This is a genomic window from Sphaerobacter thermophilus DSM 20745 (genome assembly GCF_000024985.1).
Lineage (GTDB): Bacteria > Chloroflexota > Chloroflexia > Thermomicrobiales > Thermomicrobiaceae > Sphaerobacter > Sphaerobacter thermophilus.
The window spans coordinates 2,228,826-2,245,895 of sequence record NC_013523.1 but is presented as its reverse complement, the minus strand read 5'-3'; the positions used below and the strand labels follow the sequence as shown (position 1 = coordinate 2,245,895).

The following is a 17,070-nucleotide window of genomic DNA, read 5'->3' as shown; positions in this document are numbered from 1 at the left end:
GGCGGGTTTGTGGGAGAGGAGAGTGAACGGATTACGCATACAACGGGTGCGGGGGCGTCCCCGCACCACGCGAAAGGATTCGGATGCATATGGCGCAGGATGAGACGACCCTGCGGTTCGAGACCCTCGCCATCCACGCGGGGCAGGACCCGGACCCGGCGACCGGGGCGGTGATCGTGCCGATTTACCAGACCTCCACCTTTGCCCAGGAGGAGGTCGGCAAGCACAAAGGGTTCGAGTACGGCCGCACCGACAATCCGACCCGCAGCGCGCTGCAGACGGCGCTGGCCGCGCTGGAGCAGGCCGATTGGGGACTGTGCTACGCCTCCGGCCTGGCGGCGACCCAGAACACCTGGTACCTGCTCAACCCCGGCGACCACTTGATCCTGTCCGACGACGCCTATGGCGGCACCTACCGCCTGGCGGCGCGGGTCGCCTCCCGCTACGGCATCACGTTCTCGATGGTCGATCTGACCGATCTGGACGCGGTGGCGGGCGCCATCCAGCCGAACACGCGCATGATCTGGGTCGAGACGCCGACCAACCCGTACCTCAAGATCGTCGACATCGCCGGGATTCGGGAGGTCATCGGGGACCGGTCCATCTGGCTGGTGGTCGACAACACCTTCGCCTCGCCGTACCTGCAGCAGCCGCTGACGCTGGGCGCCGACCTGGTGCTCCACAGCACCACCAAGTACCTGGGCGGGCACAGCGACGTGATCGGCGGCGCGGTGCTGGGGAACGACCCCGAGATCTACGAAACGCTGAAGTTCCACCAGAACGCGGCGGGCGCGGTGCCCGGCCCGTTCGACTGCTGGCTGGTGCTGCGCGGGATTAAGACGCTCTCGGTTCGCATGCGCGAGCACAGCGCGAACGGCATGGCGATCGCCGCGATGCTGCGCGAGCACCCGGCGGTTGAGCAGGTCTTCTACCCCGGCCTGCCGGACCACCCGGGTCACCTGGTGGCGCGGCGGCAGATGCCGCGTGGCTTCGGCGGCATGGTGTCGTTCACGGTGCAGGGCGGCTACGAGGCGGCGCGGACCGTGGTCAGCCGCACGCGTCTCTTCACCCTGGCTGAGAGCCTGGGGGGTGTCGAATCGCTCATCGAGCACCCGGGTCAGATGACCCACGCCAGCCTGGCCGGCTCCGGCTTCGAGATCGCGCCGAACCTGATCCGGCTCTCGGTCGGGATCGAGCACGTGGATGACCTGATGGACGACCTGCGCGAGGCCCTGTCCGCGGTCGTCCCGGCCAGCGTGCCCGGGAACTAGCGGCTGGGCCCGCAGCCGACGCGCCGCGGCAAGACGGCGATGCCCGCCGACGGGGGCGAAAGGATCCCCGCGCCGTGGTCTGGGCCCGGTGTTTACCCCCGGGCACGTGCCACCGCCGTAGATCGTTCTTGCCGGGTCGTCGTCTCCAGACCTCCGGATCGCCCTCGGGTGGCGGTGCCGGCGGCGCCGGGGTTATGGCTGGAGGATTGCCCGGCACTCGTCGGCGAGGACGCCGGTGATGACGGTGACGCGGTCCTGGTAGCCGAGCCACTCGACCAGCCGATCGACCGAGTAGGTGGGCCAGCGGGTCTGGGCAGGGTCGTCTGGCACCGCGCCGATGACCACCGTGCTGATCCCGCTCACCAGGATCGACCCACAGCACATCGGGCATGGCTGGAAGGTTGCGTAGAGGGTGCAGCCTGACAGGTCGAGCGTGCCCAGCGCCATGCCGGCGTTGCGCACGGCGATCGTTTCGGCATGAGCGGTGGGGTCGCTCGTGGTGGTGGCTTCATTGCGCCCGGTGGCGATCACCTGCCCGTCGCGGACGACCACCGCGCCGTAGGCGCCGTTGCCGGCCGCCTTGGCCTTGGCCGCTTCCTCCAGGGCCAGGCGCATATAGCGCTCGTGCGTGTCGCTCATGAGATTTCCATCCTGACGATGACGCCTGGTGACGCTGGCGCATACCAACGCACCGAGCACGCCAGGCGCGTCCTCGGTGCGATCGTGCGCGATTGGGGTTCGACCGGGCCGTGCCGGCGGGCACACCCCGGTCGAGACACGCTGTCCTTATCAGCTCCCGGCGCGGGCGTGCGCTTCGAAGTAGTCGAGGAGCGCCTTCCGGGCTTCGATGCTCAGCGAGAAGATCTCGGGCCAGACGTCCTCTGGGATGGAGGTCTTGCTGAGCTCCTCCTCGAGCGCGCGGTCCACGTCCTGGGCTTCCCGCTCGGTCTCAACGAAGAAGCCGATGTCGACGCCAAGCTCGTTGCCGAGCCGGGAGAGGAGCGTGAAGGACGGGACGCTGCGGCCCTTCTCTAGGCGCGAGAGATACGACACCGAGATGCCGGTGCGCTCGGCAAGATCGGAGAGTGACAGCCCTTGTTGCTGGCGTAGCCGGCGAATAGCCGGTCCGATGCGTTGGCGCACTTCCGACGACGTTGGTCTGCGCTCGCTGCGTTCGTTTTCCACAGTCTCAGTCCTCCCTGCAGTTCGTGTTCACGCTTGCGTTGTGCCGTGCCCGCCGCGGCCTCATGGTCGTGGCTACCTCGTTCGAGGCGACCCAAGGCGTGGGACGATGCCGTACACCACGCTTAGGCGAGGTTGCCGGCGACAGCCTCCACCCGCCGATTCCGGTGGTGTCGCCACACGCTACTAGCCGGGGCGCGGCGGACGCTGCCTCGATCGGAGCAGCCGCACGCGTCCTCCCTCCTCGCCGTTCTGCGGCGTTGTGTGGCACCGGAGCTGGGGCGCTGGTGCTGCGCCGGCGCCTGCTACGAGGCTCCGCACCAGCCAGCGCGATGGCAGTTTGGTTCCCCATCGAGCGGTAGCGGTGCGGCTCCTCGTTCGTTCCGCAACCCCCCAACATTGGCCCGCTGGCCCGCACAACCTGCGCGTCCTAAGCGCCCGGTGCACCGGAGATGGGCTTCCGGGCGGATCGCGTGACGAGGATGATGGTGCCGCGACGCCCGGTGAGAGTCCGGTCCTACCCATGTCCCACCGGCGCTTGCCGGGTAGCGTGGCGGCGACGTGTCGCAACCACGCGCCGGGGCCGTCCGCAACTCCCAACGGGCACGGACCACAAGGCCGGGTCCATGGGCACCCAGTGGGAACCTCGTCGTTCCCGGCCCCGCAGGCCACTGTGCGATCAAATGGGTCGTCCCGGGGGCACCCGTATGCACCCCACCCCACAAACAACCCAGAAAGACGATAGCATCTGTTTGCCCGTTTGTCTACTCGACCCAGCCTGACAAACGTTCCATGCAGTCGTGCCCGCGGGACCCAGTTACGCGAATTGGACAAGAAGCGAGTACCGCGCAGTACCCGTCCATCCACCCTGCCCGTCTCCGCACATTGCTCCAAATACCCGCCCCGGCTCGGATTTCCGCCGGTTGAAGCTGCCCCGACGGCGTGTGCCGGATCTCTCGCGACGCTGCGCAGCGTCGCAGGTCGGTGCGCTGTACTCAGTACGCATCGGCCCCCAAAAGGTCAATGGATGTCAAACATGTCAGCTACGATAGGGACTCGACGGCTCGCGGCTGGCGACGGTAGGATTCTGGCGGATCGTTCGCAAACCGCGCATTGCTTGCTCGGGAGGGGAAGAAAGTTATGCGCGAGCCGGTGTGGCCCCGACTGGTGCTGGGGCTGCTGGTGCTCGCCGTTGCGCTCTTCAATCTCTCGATCCCCACGTCGACCATCCTCCTTCCCGTGATCGCCGCGGGGCCGGCTACGCCGGAGGTCCCAACCCCCGCGACTCCCGAGCGCCCGCTCGCAACGCGCGTGCCCGCCACACCAATTCCGGTCGCCACACCGACGGCAACCCCACGACCCACACCGACGGCGACGCCTACCCCGGAGCCGACGCCCACGCCGGTGCCCACACCCACGCCGACGCCGACTCCGGAGCCGCAGGGCCAGATCACTCCGGTGCCGATCCTGATGTACCACTACGTCCGTCCCGACCCGGGGCCGGGTGACTCGATCGGCCGTGACCTCTCGGTCAGTCCGGAACGATTCGCCGAGCAGATGGCCTGGCTGGCACAGGAGGGCTACACCCCGATCACGCTGGGTGAACTGGCCGATGTCCGGGCCCGGCGCCGCCCCCTGCCGCCCAAGCCGATCGTGCTCACGTTCGATGACGGCTACCGGGACTTCTACACCGCTGCCTTTCCGGTGCTTAAGCAGTACGGCTTCAAGGCCACGCTCTTTGTCATCACCGGCGCGGTGGATCAGCCGCCGTACGTCACCTGGGACATGATCGCGGAGATGGACCGCTCCGGCCTGGTCGAGATCGGGTCGCACACGGTGTCGCACCACCAGCTCCCGTCGCTGGGGGAGGCGCAGGTGCGGGCCGAGGTGATGGACAGCAAGCAGGCCCTGGAGGCGCACCTGGGCCATCCGGTGCGCGCCTTCTGCTACCCGGTGGGCCGTTTCGACCAGCGCAGCGTAGCCGCGGTGCGGGACGCCGGCTATGAGATCGCGGTGACCACCCAGGGCGGCCGGGCCACGGCTGAGCAGGACCAACTGCTCCTTCCCCGGCTGCGCATCCACGGAGGAGCCAGCATGGAGCAGTTCAAGTCGCTGCTGTCGTGAGGCGCGGGGACGGTATACTCTGGTGGCCCGTCACGGCGTTGCCCGGGGCGCGGCATCGACGATACGCTGCACGGCTGGAGATTCTGGGTGGGTAAGCCGCGCGTCTGGCTCGGGTTCGCCGTGAGCCTCATCTTCCTGGTGATCGCCTTCCACGGCCAGGATCTGGACCAGATCGGGGCGTCGCTGGCGCGCGCCAATTACTGGCTGCTCTTGCCGGCCGTCCTGCTCTACTTCGCCGGGCTGTGGGTGCGCACCCTCCGCTGGTCGTCCCTGCTCCGTGCGGTGCATCGTTGCGCGCCGCGCGACCTCTTCCCGGTTGTGACCGTTGGCTTTATGGCGAACAACGTCCTGCCGTTCCGGGCCGGCGAGCTGGTGCGGGCGTATATGCTTTCCAATCGCCGTGGCGTGCGGGCGTCGTCGGTGCTGGCGACCATCGCGGTCGAGAAGGTCTTCGACGGGCTGACGATGCTCCTCTTCATGCTGGTGGCCTCGTTGTCGGTGGCGCTGACGGCGCAGGTGCGCCACGTCGGGCTGGTCGCCGGGGTGCTCTTCGGCGGATTGCTGTTTGGGCTCGTCGTGCTGACGACCGAGTGGCCGCGCCGGTGGCTGCTGGAGCGCGGGCTGGGGCTGCTCCCGGCACGCGTCGCCGTGCCGCTCGGGCAGGCGGCGCACACCTTCCTCGATGGGCTGGGTATCCTTCGGCGCCGGGGCGACCTGATCGCGGTCGCCGTCGCGTCACTCGGCGCCTGGCTGCTGGAAGCGTCCATGTACTGGGTGATCGCCGAGGGCTTCGGGCTTGGGCTCAGCCCCGGGGCGGTGCTCCTGGTCACCGCCGTGGCCAACCTGGCGACCTTGATCCCGGCCTCCCCGGGCTACGTCGGGCCCTTCGAGGCCGGCATCCTGCTAGCGCTGGCCGGGGCGGTCGGTGTCGAGCGGGGAACCGCCCTCTCCTATGCGATCGCCGTCCACGCCGCGCTCTACTTCCCGGTGACGCTCGTCGGCCTCTACCACTGGTGGCGCGAGAGCCTCTCCTGGCGCGCCGTGCGGCGCCTGTCGGCCGAGGAGGTGGGTGACTGAGTGGACGTCCTGCGCGCGATTGTCCTGGGCGCGGTCCAGGGCCTGACCGAGTTCCTGCCGATCAGCAGTTCGGCCCACCTGATCATCATTCCCTGGTTGTTCGGCTGGGAGGAGTCGGGCCTGACGTTCGACGTCGCCCTGCACCTCGGAACGCTGGTCGCGGTGCTGGTCTATTTCCGGCGGGAGATCTTTCAGATCGCCGTGGCCGTGCCGCGCGGGCTGATCGAGCGCCGTCCGCTGGCCGACCCGATGGCGCGGATGGGCTGGATCATCATCCTCGGCTCGATCCCGGCCGCCATCGTCGGGTTCGTCGCAAACGACACGATCGACTCCTTCTTCCACGGAGGCGCCGGGGGGAACACCGCCATCGTCCTCGTGGCGCTCCTCCTGATCGCTCTCGGTGCGCTCCTCGCCCTGGCCGAGCGGGTCGCCAAGCACTGCCGACCGGTCGAGTGCATCAACGCCGGCGACGGGTTGGTGGTCGGACTGGCCCAGGCGCTGGCGCTGCTGCCGGGGGTGTCGCGTTCGGGCAGCACCATCACCGCAGCGCTCTTCCGCGGGCTGCAGCGGGATGCGGCGGCACGCTTCTCGTTCCTGCTCGGCATCCCGGCCATCGTCGGCGCGGGCGTGCTGGAGACGCGCTCACTCATGGAAACCGGGCTGGCCCCGGGGGAGGGGCAGTCCTTCCTCGCCGGGATGGCTACCGCTGCCATCGTCGGCTACCTCGCCATCGCGTTCCTGCTGCGCTATCTGCGGACGCGTTCGACGATGATCTTCGTCGTCTACCGGCTTGGGTTGGGCGTGCTGCTCCTAGCCTTGGTCGCGACCGGGGTGCGCTAGACACCCCGGTCGGCGGAGTGATCGATCAGGCGATCGGGGCTGCCAGTTCCGACTCGCGATCCGGCTGGAGCAGGACGACGCGGCCGTCAGCCTGCATAGCTCCCAGCACCAGAACCTCCGACGGGAAGCCCGCGACGCGGCGCGGCGGGAAGTTGACCACGCAGACCACCTGGCGCCCGATCAGCTCCTCCGGCTGGTAATAGGGCTTCAATCCGGCCGACGAGCGGCGGATACCGAGCGGGCCGAAGTCGATAGTGAGCTTGTAGGACGGCTTGCGGGCCTCCGGGAACTCCTCAACCTCGATGATCCGGCCGACCCGCATGTCGATCTTCTCAAAGTCCTCGATGGTTGCCACGAGATGCTTCTCCCCTTCCACGGAGCGCCGGCCGCGTGCCCGCGCTCTCTCATACCCCCGATGTTGTCCCGCCGCCGGCGCTCTCGGGATGGCGTCCCCCCCCAGTTATGCACCGTAGGGGTAGTCCATCTGCTGCTTGATGCGGGCCTTGACCTCCGGTCCGGCGATGCGTTCCACCAGGTAGAGCCCCAGGTCGATGGAGCTGGAGACGCCCCGGCCGGTGACGAGGTTCCCCTCGTCCACCACGCGCTCATCCACGACCTGCGGCGTGTAGGCACGCAGCTCGTCGTAGGCGGATGGGTGGCTGGTTGCCCTGCGGCCGGCGAGCAGCCCCGCCGCTCCCAGCAGGAGCGACCCGGTGCAGACCGAGGCCAGGCAACGGCTGTCGCGGGCCGTCGCCAGCCAGGCCAGGAACCCCGCATCCTGAACCAGCGTGCGGGTGCCGAAGCCACCCGGCACGTAGACCAGATCGTACCCCGCGAGCGGCTCGCCGATGCGGGTGGGCGTGAATTGCAGCCCGGAGCCGTCTCGCACCTCCGCGGTGTAGGCGCAGATGTCCCAGGTAACTTCAGGCATGAATCCCATCGTCTTGAGGCGCGTGAGCGGGTCATAGGCGCCGATGAAATCGAGGGCTGTCATCCCGTCGTAGATCACGAAGGCAAACTTCATCGTTCCTCCTCGATACAGATTACGGCGTGCCCGACCGTTCCGCTCGGCGACCTATTGTCAGGCCGCGCGCTAACGTTGTCATCCCGGTTGCCCCGGTCGCTGCCTCAAGAGCCTCAGGAGCGCCGGCACCATCGAAGTTGACGTAAGGTCGCGACAGGCCAGAATCACCACCGTGTCATCCTTCGCGTCGCTCCGGATGACTCATGAGTGACGTCGCAGGCTGCTGAAAGGTTTACCGGGGGGTGATTCCTCAACGTTCATCCTGCCGGCGCTTTGGTTCGGGCCCGCTATCCGTTTGTGGCCCCGAGAGGGCCTATGATACGATTCGCCGGGATGGGTGGCAGTCCGTTTCCGACAACGAGCGGGGCGACGCGGCGAGGGTGACACGCCTCTTCTTTGCGCTGATCCTCATCATCACGGCATTTGTGCAGATCACGGTGTTCCCGGTTGTCAATGTGCTCGGGATCGGCCCGAACCTCATCCTCGTCCTCGTGCTCGTCTGGAGCGGGCTGCGGGGCGCGCCCGAGGGGCTGCTCTGGGTCTTCCCGCTCGGGCTGCTGCTTGATGTCCTGACGCTCGACCCGCTCGGGTCCAACGGGCTGGCACTGGTACCCGTCGCGCTGATCGGGGGTCTTGCGCGGCGACGGCTCTTCCACAGCGGCTTGATCATCCCGCTGGTGGCGGTGGTCGGGGCCACGCTGGCTCACCACGTCGTGACGCTGCTCGTATCGCTCCTTGCCGGGACGAGCTATCCGTTCCTGGCGAGCGTGCGACTGGGCATCCTGACGGCGCTGCTCAACGTGATGGTGGTGCCACCGATGTACCTGTTCGTGCTGCTGATGGAGCGTATGGGGGTGGGGCGTGCGGCGCGGGCATAAGCGCATGGAGCTGGTCCGCCCAGCGGACCGGAAACGGCGGCGCGCCGACAACCGGCCGGACGACGCCGTGTTCCTCACGCGGCGCGCCTTCCTGCTCAAGGGGCTGTTCCTCAGTGGCTTCGGCGCTCTGGTGGCCAAGCTGTTCAAGATGCAGGTGATCGACGCCGCCGAGTACGAGCTGGCGGCCGCCGGCAACCAGTTCCGCGACGAGCCGATCCGCGCCCCGCGCGGGTTGATTGTCGATCGGAACGGGAACGTCCTGGCCGAGAACCGCATCAGCTGGACCGTCTCGGTCGTGCCGGCTCTCTTCCCCGACGACTCCGAAGAAGCTGACGCCATCGCCGAGCAGCTCGTCCGGCTGCTCGACCTGCGGGACCTGCTCGTCGTCCGTCGCTCGGCGCTGCCCGAGGGGTCCGAAGAGTATGTGCTGCGCGAGCTGGCGGCGCTGGTCGGGATCGAGCCGGCCCGCCTGCTGGGGAGCGTGCTGCGCAGCGGCAGTTCTGACGATCTGTACATCATTCGCGAAGATCTCTCTCCCGAAGAGGCCGCGCGGCTCCGCGAGGAGGTCAAGCGGCTCCCGGGCGTCCACGTCATGGACCGCGTCCGCTATACCCTGGAGGCCAACCCGGGTGCGCCGCGGCCGGTCCTGCTCAAGAAGGACGTGGACCGGGAGGTGGCGCTCGCCATCGAGGGAAACCGGTTGTACCTGAAGGGCGTGGAGGTCAGCGACGAGACGCTGGTGCGCCAGTACCCCGCCGGGCCGGAGTTCTCCCACATCCTCGGCTACGTCGGGCCGATCACGAAGGAGGAGTACGAGGCGGCTGGAGGCCCGGACGGGAATTACCTCTTCGACGACTGGGTCGGCCGGGGCGGCATCGAGGAGCACATGGAGGGGGTGCTGCGGGGACAGCACGGGCTGCGCTGGGTGCAGGTCGACGCCCACGGGGTGAAGGTCAACGAGCTGGAATCCCTGCGCCAGGATCCCCAGCCCGGCCACACGGTCGTCCTGACGATCGACCGCGACTTCCAGTTGAAGGCGACGGAGGCGCTGCGCGAGGGGATCGCCGCGGCCAACGAGGCAGCCATGAAAGATGGGCGGGACCCGGTCGGGAGCGGTGTGGTCATCGCGCTCGACCCGCGCACCGGTGCGATCCTGGCGCTGGTGAGCTGGCCGACGTTCGACAATCAGCTCTTCGTCGACGGCATCTCCCAGGAGCAGTACGACGCCTATCTCAACGACCCGTTCAAGCCGCTGACGAACTTCGCCATCAGCGGCGAGTTCCCACCCGGCTCCGTGATCAAGCCGCTCCTGGCCTGCCTGGGGCTCGAGGCGGGTGTCATCGGGCCGCAGGACCACGTCTACTGTGCTGGGCAGATCCGCGTGCCGGTGGTGGGAGACGAATCCGGCGGCCAGTACTACTACTGCTGGGTGCAGAACGGCCACGGCGCGGTGGCGATGGAGGAGGCCATCGCCGTCTCGTGCGACGTCTACTTCTACAACGTGGGCGCGCCGAACCAGCAGGCGGAGGGGGCCGATTTGCCCCTGCACTACTACAATCCCGGGGACCCGCAGCCCTACTTCTTCCACGGTCTCGGGATCGATCGGATCCATGAGGGGCTGACCAAGGAGTTCCGCCTGGGCGCGCCGACGGGGATCGAGCTGGCTTCCGAGGCCTCGGGAGTCGTGCCGAACCCCAAGTGGTTGTTCCAATCCCCTTTGCGCGAATACTGGTCTGTCGGCGATACTATTAACGTCTCCATCGGCCAGGGGCACTTGTCGTGCACGCCGCTGCAGTTGACATGCGGGATCGCGGCAATCGCCAACGGGGGAACCTACTACCGGCCGCGGCTGGTTGAGGCACTGGCTGATGGAGCGGGTAACATTATCCGGCGCTTCGAGCCGGAGGTCGTGCACCGGCTGAACGTGGCGCCCGAGCACATTGAGACGGTGCGGCGCGGGATGCGGCGCACCATAACGGACCGCATCGGGACGGCCTACGGCAAGTTTCCCCGGACGGGCGACGACATTCCGATCGCCGGGAAGACCGGGACTGCCGAGTATGGCGTCGCTGTCGACGGGAAGTACAGGCAGTCGCATGCCTGGTTCACCGCCTTTGCCCCGTACGACGATCCCGAGATCGTGGTGACCGTACTGATTCCGGCGGGCGGGGAAGGGGCGGTCGTGTCGACCCCGGTGGCGGACGCGGTCCTCGCCGCCTACTTCGGGAAGACGCCGCAGGCGGTATGAGGCGCGCGCCCAGGGCGCGCGGGGCGCCGGCCGGACCCGGCGTCCAGTTCGGTGTTAGGAAGGAGCGGGGTCCGATGGCGGAGCCGCACCGCAGCGAGTCGGGACAGGTCCGGGTGCGCGGCACCCAGGACGGCCTCGTCATCCAGTTGCCACCCGAAGTGCCGCTGCCGGTCCTGCTCGGCCAGGTGCGCAGCCACATCGACAGCGGGGGCGACTTCTTCCGGCAGGCGGAGATCGTATTGGACTACGGCACCCGCGTCCCCAACGTGGAAGAAATCGTCGCGCTGCGGGCGCTGCTGGCCGAGCGCGGGATCACCCTGCGCACCGTCACCGCCAGCGTGCCCGCGCACCGGGAGTTGCTCCACACCTGGGGCTACCACCCGCTGCGCCTCGTCAGCCGCGACGAGGGGATCAATCGCGACGCCCCGGCGGCCGCGGAGGGGGAGCGGGTTGCACTCTACGTGCGCCGGACCCTGCGGTCGGGATCGTCGGTGCAGAGTGACGGCGACGTGGTGATCATGGGTGACGTCAACGCCGGGGCCGAGGTCTATGCCGCCGGTGACGTCGTCGTCTGGGGGGCGATCCGCGGGACGGTCCACGCCGGGATCGATGGCGATCCTGGTGCCGTCATCTGTGCCCTCCGCTTGATGCCGACGCAGCTGCGCATCGGTCGCATCTTTGCTCGCCCTCCCGATGAGCAGGGCGCACGGGCCGAGGGGCCGATGCTCGCTCGGATCCAGGACGGTGAGATCGTCGTCGAGTCGTGGCGGGCGGACCGGTTGAGCCGCTGAGGCGGGGGTGCCGGGCGCCGCGGCGCCCGGCGTACCGGGACCGGACCGCCTGATAGAGGTGGGGACTATGGGAGAGGAACAGCAGCAGACCACCCTCGGACGCGTCATCACATTCACCTCGGGGAAGGGCGGGGTCGGCAAGACAACCACGACGGCCAACGTCGGTGCCGCGCTGGCGGCCCTGGGCAAGTCGGTCGTCCTGATTGACGCCGATATCGGCCTGCGCAACCTTGACATCGTGCTTGGCCTGGAGAATCGGATCGTCTACGATCTTGTCGACGTCGTTGAGGGCAACTGCCGGCTGCGGCAGGCGATGATCCGCGATAAGCGGCTCAACAGCCTGCACCTGATCCCGGCAGCACAGACGCGTGAGAAGGAAGCGGTCTCGCCGCAGCAGATGAAGGCGCTGTGCGATGAGCTGCGGCGGCAGTTCGACTTCATCCTGATCGACTCCCCGGCCGGGATCGAGCAGGGCTTCCGCAACTCGATCGCGGGCGCGGACGAGGTCGTGGTGGTGACGAACCCGGAGGTGTCGTCGGTACGCGACGCCGATCGGATCATCGGCCTGGTGGAGGCGGCGGAGTTGCCGACTCCCCGGCTCATCGTCAACCGCTTGAACCCGATGCTGGTGCGGCGGGGCGACATGATGAGCGTCGAGGATGTCACCGACATCCTCTCGATTCCCCTCCTGGGGATCGTGCCGGATGACGAGACGATCGTGACGTCCACCAACCGGGGCGAGCCGGCCGCGCTCGATCCCCGCTCGCGTGCTGGGCAGGCATTTCGCAACATCGCCGCGCGGCTGACTGGGCAGGATGTGCCGCTGATGGTGATGGAAGAGCCGGACGGCGCCTTCCGCCGCTTCCTCCGAGCGATCGGCCTGGGCGGCGGCAACCAGGGTGGCGTCGCGGTTCGGGGAGGAGGGGGCTGATGGGCCTGTTCGACACGTTGTTTGGCCGCCGCCAGGCGTCGCGATCGTCCCAACCCGCGAGCGCCAGTGTGGCCAAGCAGCGGCTTGTCGAGGTCTTGATCCAAGACCACGTCAAGTTGACGCCGGCCGCGATGGAGGCTATCCGCCAGGACATCGTCAAGATCCTCTCGCGCCACCTCGACATCGACGCCGACGCCCTGCAGATCCACATCACCCGGGGTGAGCGAGGCGAGAGCCTGACGGCAAACGTACCGGTGCGCCGCTCTGGGGTGCCGCAGCGAAGGTAGGGGGCCCATGATCCCGGAGGTGCTCGGGCAACCGGCCCTCCACCACGTCGGCATCGTCGTGCATGACCTTGAGGCGGCGGTGGCGCGCTACCGCACGCTGGGCTTCGGTGAGCCGGAGGTGTTCGACGTTGCCGATCAGGGCGTGCGCGTCGCCTCCTTCCACGCCGGGCCGGGCTACGTCGAGCTGCTGACGCCGACGATCCCTGACACCGGCGTGGCACGGTTCCTGGAGGCGCGCGGCGACGGGATGCACCACGTGGCCTTCGGCGTGCGCGATCTGGACGGGACGCTGCGCCGGCTGGCCGAGGCCGGGATCGAGCTGATCGACGCCGAGCCCCGGCGGGGCATCCACGACTGGCGCATCGCCTTCCTCCACCCCCGCTCCTGCGGCGGCGTGCTGGTGGAGTTGGTGGAGGTGGAGTGAGACGTCATGCGTGATACGTCATTGGTCATCCGTGTTGCGTGATGCGTGTTGCGTATTCGGTGGCTTCACCAGCGACGTCGGAACAATGGCAACGCAACACGGAACACGCAACACGGAACACGCCTCACAGACCACTGATGACGCGTGACGCATGACGCACAGAGGAGCATCCGATGGCCGAGAAGGGGCGCCGGGAGGTCGTGACCGACTCCGGCATCGTCATCGAACCGGTCTACCGCGCGAAGGAACGCCCGCCCGAGCCGGACCCGGGCGAGTACCCATTCACGCGCGGCATCTACCCGACGATGTACCGGGGCCGCCGCTGGACGATGCGCCAGTACGCCGGCTTCTCCTCGGCCGAGGAGACCAACCGCCGTTTCCGGCTCCTCCTGGAGCGTGGGCAGACCGGGCTGAGCGTCGCCTTCGACCTGCCGACCCAACTCGGCTACGACTCCGATCACCCGGCGGCGCGGGCCGAGGTCGGTCGCGTTGGTGTCGCCATCAGCACGCTCGACGACATGCGCCGGCTGTTCGACGGGATCGACCTCTCCTCGGTCACCACCTCGATGACGATCAACGCCCCCGCCTCACTCCTGCTGCTCCTCTACCAGATCGTCGCCGAGGAGCAGGGGGTGGACCCGGCGAAGCTGGGCGGCACCATCCAGAACGACATCCTGAAGGAGTACGCCGCCCGCGGGACGTACATCTTCCCGCCCCGGCCATCCATGCGCCTTGTCACCGACACCTTCGCCTACTGCCGTGAGCACCTGCCCAACTGGAACACGATCAGCATCAGCGGCTACCACATCCGCGAGGCGGGCGCGACGGCGGTGCAGGAGATCGCCTTCACCCTGGCCAACGGCATCGCCTACGTGCAGGCGGCGCTGGACGCAGGTCTGGACCTGGACGATTTCGCGCCGCGGCTCAGCTTCTTCTTCGCGGCCCACAGCACCTTCTTCGAGGAGGTCGCCAAGTTCCGCGCCGCCCGGCGCATGTGGGCCAAGATCATGCGCGAGCGCTTCGGCGCCAAGAACCCGCGCTCGTGGATGCTCCGCTTCCACACCCAGACCGGAGGCTGCACCCTCACCGCCCAGCAGCCGCTCAACAACGTGGTGCGCGTCGCCTTCCAGGCCCTGGCCGCCGTGCTCGGCGGCACCCAGAGCCTCCACACCAACGGCTTCGACGAAGCCCTTGCCCTCCCGACCGAAGAGGCGGCCACCCTGGCCCTGCGCACCCAGCAGATCATCAGCGAGGAGACAGGCGTCGCCGACACCGCCGATCCCCTGGGGGGCAGCTACTTCGTCGAGACCCTGACCGACGAGCTGGAGCAGCGCGCCTGGGCCTTGATCGACGAGGTCGAAGAGCGGGGCGGGGCGGTCGCGGCCATCGAGTCCGGCTTCATCCAGGACCAGATCGCCGACAGCGCCTACAAGTGGGAGCTGGCCGTCGCGTCCGGCGAGCGCACGGTGGTCGGGGTGAACAAGTACCGGGTCGAGGAAGACGTGTCTGTGCCGATCATGCGCATCGACGAGGAGTCGGTGCAGCGGCAGATCAAGCGCGTCATCGCCTACCGCGAGCGTCAGGACCGGGCGCGCGTTGCCGCCGCGCTCGACGAGGTGGAGGCCGCGGCGCGAGGCACGGACAACCTCCTGCCCCCCATGAAGGCCGCCCTCCTCGCCGGGGCAACCGTGGGTGAGATCTGTGGTCGCCTGCGTGAGGTCTGGGGCGAGTACCGGCCGGCGTAGGGTTATCCAGAATCGGTATGTGCCCGGGGGTGAACCCCCGGGCTGAGCATGAAAAGCCCACTGAAGGGGCTCTCCTGCCCACATTTATACGTAGCCGGTTCGGCAGCCCGCGGGGTGCAGCGTCCCCAGCCGGCTTTAGCCGGCTTTCTTTGTCAGCCCGGCGGCTTTAGCGCCGGGCACATACCACGGTGCGAAAACCCTCACACCACCCCTTCCCGGCACGCCTATCCGGTCACCAACCACAGCGCGTAGATCGTCGCACCACCCCGAGTCCTGACCACGGCGCACGGACCCACGTGCGACTGCGTCCGGGGCACGTCCGTGCCTAGCGGGGGCTGTCCATACCGGTAGCTGCACCGGCGAGGGCCATGGTTGGGAAGACGTGTCGGTAGAGGTGGTAGTTGATGAAGAAGTCGCCGGGGAACCCGGTGCCGGTATGTTCGCGCTCTTCCCAGGTGCCGCCCACTTGCCGCTCGCGGAGGAAGTCGAGGCCGCGGCGGCAGGCGGGGTGTTGGCCCAGGCCGGCAGCCTGGAGGGCGAGCACGGCCCACGCCGTCTGCGAGGGTGTGCTGCGGCCGACGCCGGCCAGGTTGGGGTCTTCGTAGGAACCGCAGGTCTCGCCCCAGCCGCCGTCGGCGTTCTGCCGGTCGAGGAGCCAGGCCACTGCTCTCGGGACCATCGCGCGCGCCGTGGCGTCCGTGTCGGCGAAGGCGGTGAGTGCCGAGACCGCGCACCAGGTGCCGTAGATGTAGTTCACGCCCCAGCGGCCGAACCACGCGCCGTCCGGCCGCTGGGTCTGCTGCAGGAACTCCAGCCCACGAGCGACGACGGGGTCGGTGCTCGGGAACGAGAGGCGAGCCAGCATCTCCAGCACGTGGGCGGTGACGTCCTCGCTCGGCGGGTCGATCAGCGTGCCGAAGTCGGCGATCGGTAGCCGATGGATCACCTCGCGCGCGTTGTCCCGGTCGAAGGCGCCCCAGCCACCGTCTGTCGAGCGCATCGCCAGGATCCAGCGGGCCGCCCGCTCGACGGCGTTGCGGACTCGGTCCTCGTGGCCTGCCTCCAGCAGTGCCAGCACGACCACCGCGGTGTCGTCGATGTCGGGGTAGTGGTCATTGTCGAACTCGAAGGCCCAGCCTCCGCCCGGGATTGTGCCCGTGCGCACCTGCCAGTCGCCACCCCCGGGGATCTGCTCCTGCAGCAGCCAGTCGACGGCCAGGGCGAGGCGCGGGTGCTCGCGCGGCAGGCCGGCCCGCCGGAGCGCCAGTACGGCCCAGGCGGTATCCCACACTGGCGACGTGGACGCCTGCAGGCGCCAGCCGCGCTCGTCCTCCAGCGCGACCCGGTCGAACCCCGCCAGGCCCGCGCGCATGACTGGGTGGTCGAGCGGGAGGCCCTCCAGGTGCAGCGCGATGAGGGACATGACCCACGCCGATTGGATGCCGCCCCAGCTCCCGTCGGCCTCCTGGCGAGCGATGATCCACTCGACGATCCGCTGGCAGGCTCGGTCGCGGCCGGGGTGGCGGACCAGATGGTCGTAGCGCTTGAGGACCTTGTCGCCCCACCAGAAGGGGCCCGAGCCCGGCACGCGGGTCAGCAGGTGTTCGCTGCCGGGCAGGACCAGCTCGCCGAGGTCGCAACCGAGTGGGCGCACCGGGCGGCGCGCGAGGATGATCAGGAGCGGGGTGATGGTGGCGCGCGCCCAGCAGGCGAAGTCGTACAGGTTGAACGGGGCGGACGGCGGGAGCCAGATCAGCTCCGGCGGCATGCTCGGCACGCCGTCCCAGGGGTACTGCCCGAACATAGCGAGCCAGATCCGGGTGAAGACCCGTGCCTGTGCCACCCCGCCGAGGTCGTGGATCACCTGCAGCGCGCGGCGCATCGGCTCGCTCGTGGGGTCGAGGCCGAGGACCTTGAGCGCGGCATAGGCCTCGATGGAGGTGCTGAGGTCGGCCGGTCCCTCGTAGTACAGCGCCCAGGAGCCATCCTCACGCTGCTGGCCCAGCAGGTAGCGGGTGACGGCGTCGCGGAGCGGGGACGGGTCCAGGCCGAGGAAGCGGAGCAGCAGGATGTGCTCGGCCGTGATCGTCACGTTGGTTTCGAACTCCCCGCACCACCAGCCCGCGGGGTCCTGGTGCTCCAGCAACCAGTCGACCGCGCGGCTTAGGGCCGGGTCCATGGCGTGGTGCTCCTCTCGACACCCTCCAAGCCGGCCGTAGCGCTCTGGTTCAGCGCACGACCGGCAACT

16 protein-coding genes are annotated in these 17,070 nt (G+C 68.6%); 11 read left to right on the top strand and 5 right to left on the bottom strand.

The features are described 5' to 3' along the window. The first annotated feature begins 89 nt into the window (after positions 1-89). On the top strand, positions 90-1,271 hold the full coding sequence (locus STHE_RS10190) for a cystathionine gamma-synthase (RefSeq protein WP_041399012.1): 1,182 nt from the start codon (positions 90-92) through the stop codon (positions 1,269-1,271). A gap of 192 nt (positions 1,272-1,463) precedes the next feature. Here STHE_RS10190 and STHE_RS10185 read toward each other — a convergent pair whose 3' ends face one another. After that, a complete protein-coding gene (locus STHE_RS10185; RefSeq protein WP_012872498.1) occupies positions 1,464-1,910 on the bottom strand; it encodes a nucleoside deaminase in 447 nt (148 codons plus the stop codon). Between the two features lie 150 nt (positions 1,911-2,060). Beyond that, entirely contained in the window at positions 2,061-2,456 is a 396-nt protein-coding gene (locus STHE_RS10180) for a helix-turn-helix domain-containing protein (RefSeq protein WP_012872497.1), read from the bottom strand. A 1,137-nt stretch (positions 2,457-3,593) separates the two neighbouring features. Here STHE_RS10180 and STHE_RS10175 point away from each other — a divergent pair. From STHE_RS10175 to uppP, 3 genes are all read left to right on the top strand, one after another. Beyond that, a complete protein-coding gene (locus tag STHE_RS10175; protein WP_012872495.1) occupies positions 3,594-4,577 on the top strand; it encodes a polysaccharide deacetylase family protein in 984 nt (327 codons plus the stop codon). A gap of 87 nt (positions 4,578-4,664) precedes the next feature. After that, a complete protein-coding gene (locus STHE_RS10170) occupies positions 4,665-5,654 on the top strand; it encodes a lysylphosphatidylglycerol synthase transmembrane domain-containing protein (RefSeq protein WP_012872494.1) in 990 nt (329 codons plus the stop codon). Next, the gene (gene uppP / locus STHE_RS10165; protein ID WP_012872493.1) at positions 5,655-6,494 is read left to right on the top strand and encodes an undecaprenyl-diphosphatase UppP; all 840 of its coding nucleotides are present in this window, start codon (positions 5,655-5,657) and stop codon (positions 6,492-6,494) included. Positions 6,495-6,519: 25 nt separating this feature from the next. Here the strand turns inward: uppP and STHE_RS10160 are convergent, their stop codons facing one another. Both STHE_RS10160 and STHE_RS10155 read right to left on the bottom strand, forming a co-directional pair. Further along, on the bottom strand, positions 6,520-6,849 hold the full coding sequence (locus STHE_RS10160; RefSeq protein ID WP_012872492.1) for a tRNA-binding protein: 330 nt from the start codon (positions 6,847-6,849) through the stop codon (positions 6,520-6,522). A 105-nt stretch (positions 6,850-6,954) separates the two neighbouring features. Next, the gene (locus tag STHE_RS10155) at positions 6,955-7,518 is read right to left on the bottom strand and encodes a DJ-1/PfpI family protein (RefSeq protein ID WP_012872491.1); all 564 of its coding nucleotides are present in this window, start codon (positions 7,516-7,518) and stop codon (positions 6,955-6,957) included. A gap of 380 nt (positions 7,519-7,898) precedes the next feature. On the opposite strand from STHE_RS10155, the gene mreD reads away from it, so the two are divergent. The 7 genes from mreD (at position 7,899) to STHE_RS10120 (ending at position 14,822) form a co-directional block, all read left to right on the top strand. Beyond that, positions 7,899-8,396, top strand: a complete 498-nt coding sequence (gene mreD, locus STHE_RS17995; protein ID WP_148219956.1) for a rod shape-determining protein MreD — start codon at positions 7,899-7,901, stop codon at positions 8,394-8,396. Further along, positions 8,380-10,644 (top strand): penicillin-binding protein 2, encoded by a 2,265-nt coding sequence (mrdA, locus tag STHE_RS10145; protein WP_012872489.1) that lies wholly within the window; start codon positions 8,380-8,382, stop codon positions 10,642-10,644. Before mreD ends, mrdA begins: the two co-directional genes overlap by 17 nt. A 74-nt stretch (positions 10,645-10,718) precedes the next feature. Then, a complete protein-coding gene (gene minC, locus STHE_RS10140; protein WP_012872488.1) occupies positions 10,719-11,435 on the top strand; it encodes a septum site-determining protein MinC in 717 nt (238 codons plus the stop codon). A gap of 67 nt (positions 11,436-11,502) precedes the next feature. Then, a complete protein-coding gene (gene minD / locus STHE_RS10135; protein ID WP_012872487.1) occupies positions 11,503-12,366 on the top strand; it encodes a septum site-determining protein MinD in 864 nt (287 codons plus the stop codon). Further along, the gene (gene minE, locus STHE_RS10130) at positions 12,366-12,653 is read left to right on the top strand and encodes a cell division topological specificity factor MinE (RefSeq protein ID WP_012872486.1); all 288 of its coding nucleotides are present in this window, start codon (positions 12,366-12,368) and stop codon (positions 12,651-12,653) included. Before minD ends, minE begins: the two co-directional genes overlap by 1 nt. Positions 12,654-12,660: 7 nt before the next feature. Then, positions 12,661-13,077 (top strand): methylmalonyl-CoA epimerase, encoded by a 417-nt coding sequence (mce, locus tag STHE_RS10125; RefSeq protein WP_012872485.1) that lies wholly within the window; start codon positions 12,661-12,663, stop codon positions 13,075-13,077. A gap of 173 nt (positions 13,078-13,250) precedes the next feature. After that, on the top strand, positions 13,251-14,822 hold the full coding sequence (locus STHE_RS10120; RefSeq protein ID WP_012872484.1) for an acyl-CoA mutase large subunit family protein: 1,572 nt from the start codon (positions 13,251-13,253) through the stop codon (positions 14,820-14,822). A 325-nt stretch (positions 14,823-15,147) separates the two neighbouring features. On the opposite strand, the gene shc is transcribed toward STHE_RS10120, so the two are convergent. Then, positions 15,148-17,001: a squalene--hopene cyclase gene (shc, locus tag STHE_RS10115; RefSeq protein ID WP_012872483.1), complete on the bottom strand. Its 1,854-nt coding sequence runs from the start codon at positions 16,999-17,001 to the stop codon at positions 15,148-15,150. Positions 17,002-17,070: the final 69 nt, after the last annotated feature.

What these genes read in the sequence shown, in the direction of transcription:
- STHE_RS10190 (WP_041399012.1), top strand. Translation starts at nt 90, where the DNA reads ATGGCGCAGGATGAGACGACCCTGCGGTTCGAGACCCTCGCCATCCAC.
- STHE_RS10185 (WP_012872498.1), bottom strand. Translation starts at nt 1,910, where the DNA reads ATGAGCGACACGCACGAGCGCTATATGCGCCTGGCCCTGGAGGAAGCG.
- STHE_RS10175 (WP_012872495.1), top strand. Translation starts at nt 3,594, where the DNA reads ATGCGCGAGCCGGTGTGGCCCCGACTGGTGCTGGGGCTGCTGGTGCTC.
- STHE_RS10155 (WP_012872491.1), bottom strand. Translation starts at nt 7,518, where the DNA reads ATGAAGTTTGCCTTCGTGATCTACGACGGGATGACAGCCCTCGATTTC.
- minC (WP_012872488.1), top strand. Translation starts at nt 10,719, where the DNA reads ATGGCGGAGCCGCACCGCAGCGAGTCGGGACAGGTCCGGGTGCGCGGC.
- minD (WP_012872487.1), top strand. Translation starts at nt 11,503, where the DNA reads ATGGGAGAGGAACAGCAGCAGACCACCCTCGGACGCGTCATCACATTC.
- minE (WP_012872486.1), top strand. Translation starts at nt 12,366, where the DNA reads ATGGGCCTGTTCGACACGTTGTTTGGCCGCCGCCAGGCGTCGCGATCG.
- mce (WP_012872485.1), top strand. Translation starts at nt 12,661, where the DNA reads ATGATCCCGGAGGTGCTCGGGCAACCGGCCCTCCACCACGTCGGCATC.
- STHE_RS10120 (WP_012872484.1), top strand. Translation starts at nt 13,251, where the DNA reads ATGGCCGAGAAGGGGCGCCGGGAGGTCGTGACCGACTCCGGCATCGTC.
- shc (WP_012872483.1), bottom strand. Translation starts at nt 17,001, where the DNA reads ATGGACCCGGCCCTAAGCCGCGCGGTCGACTGGTTGCTGGAGCACCAG.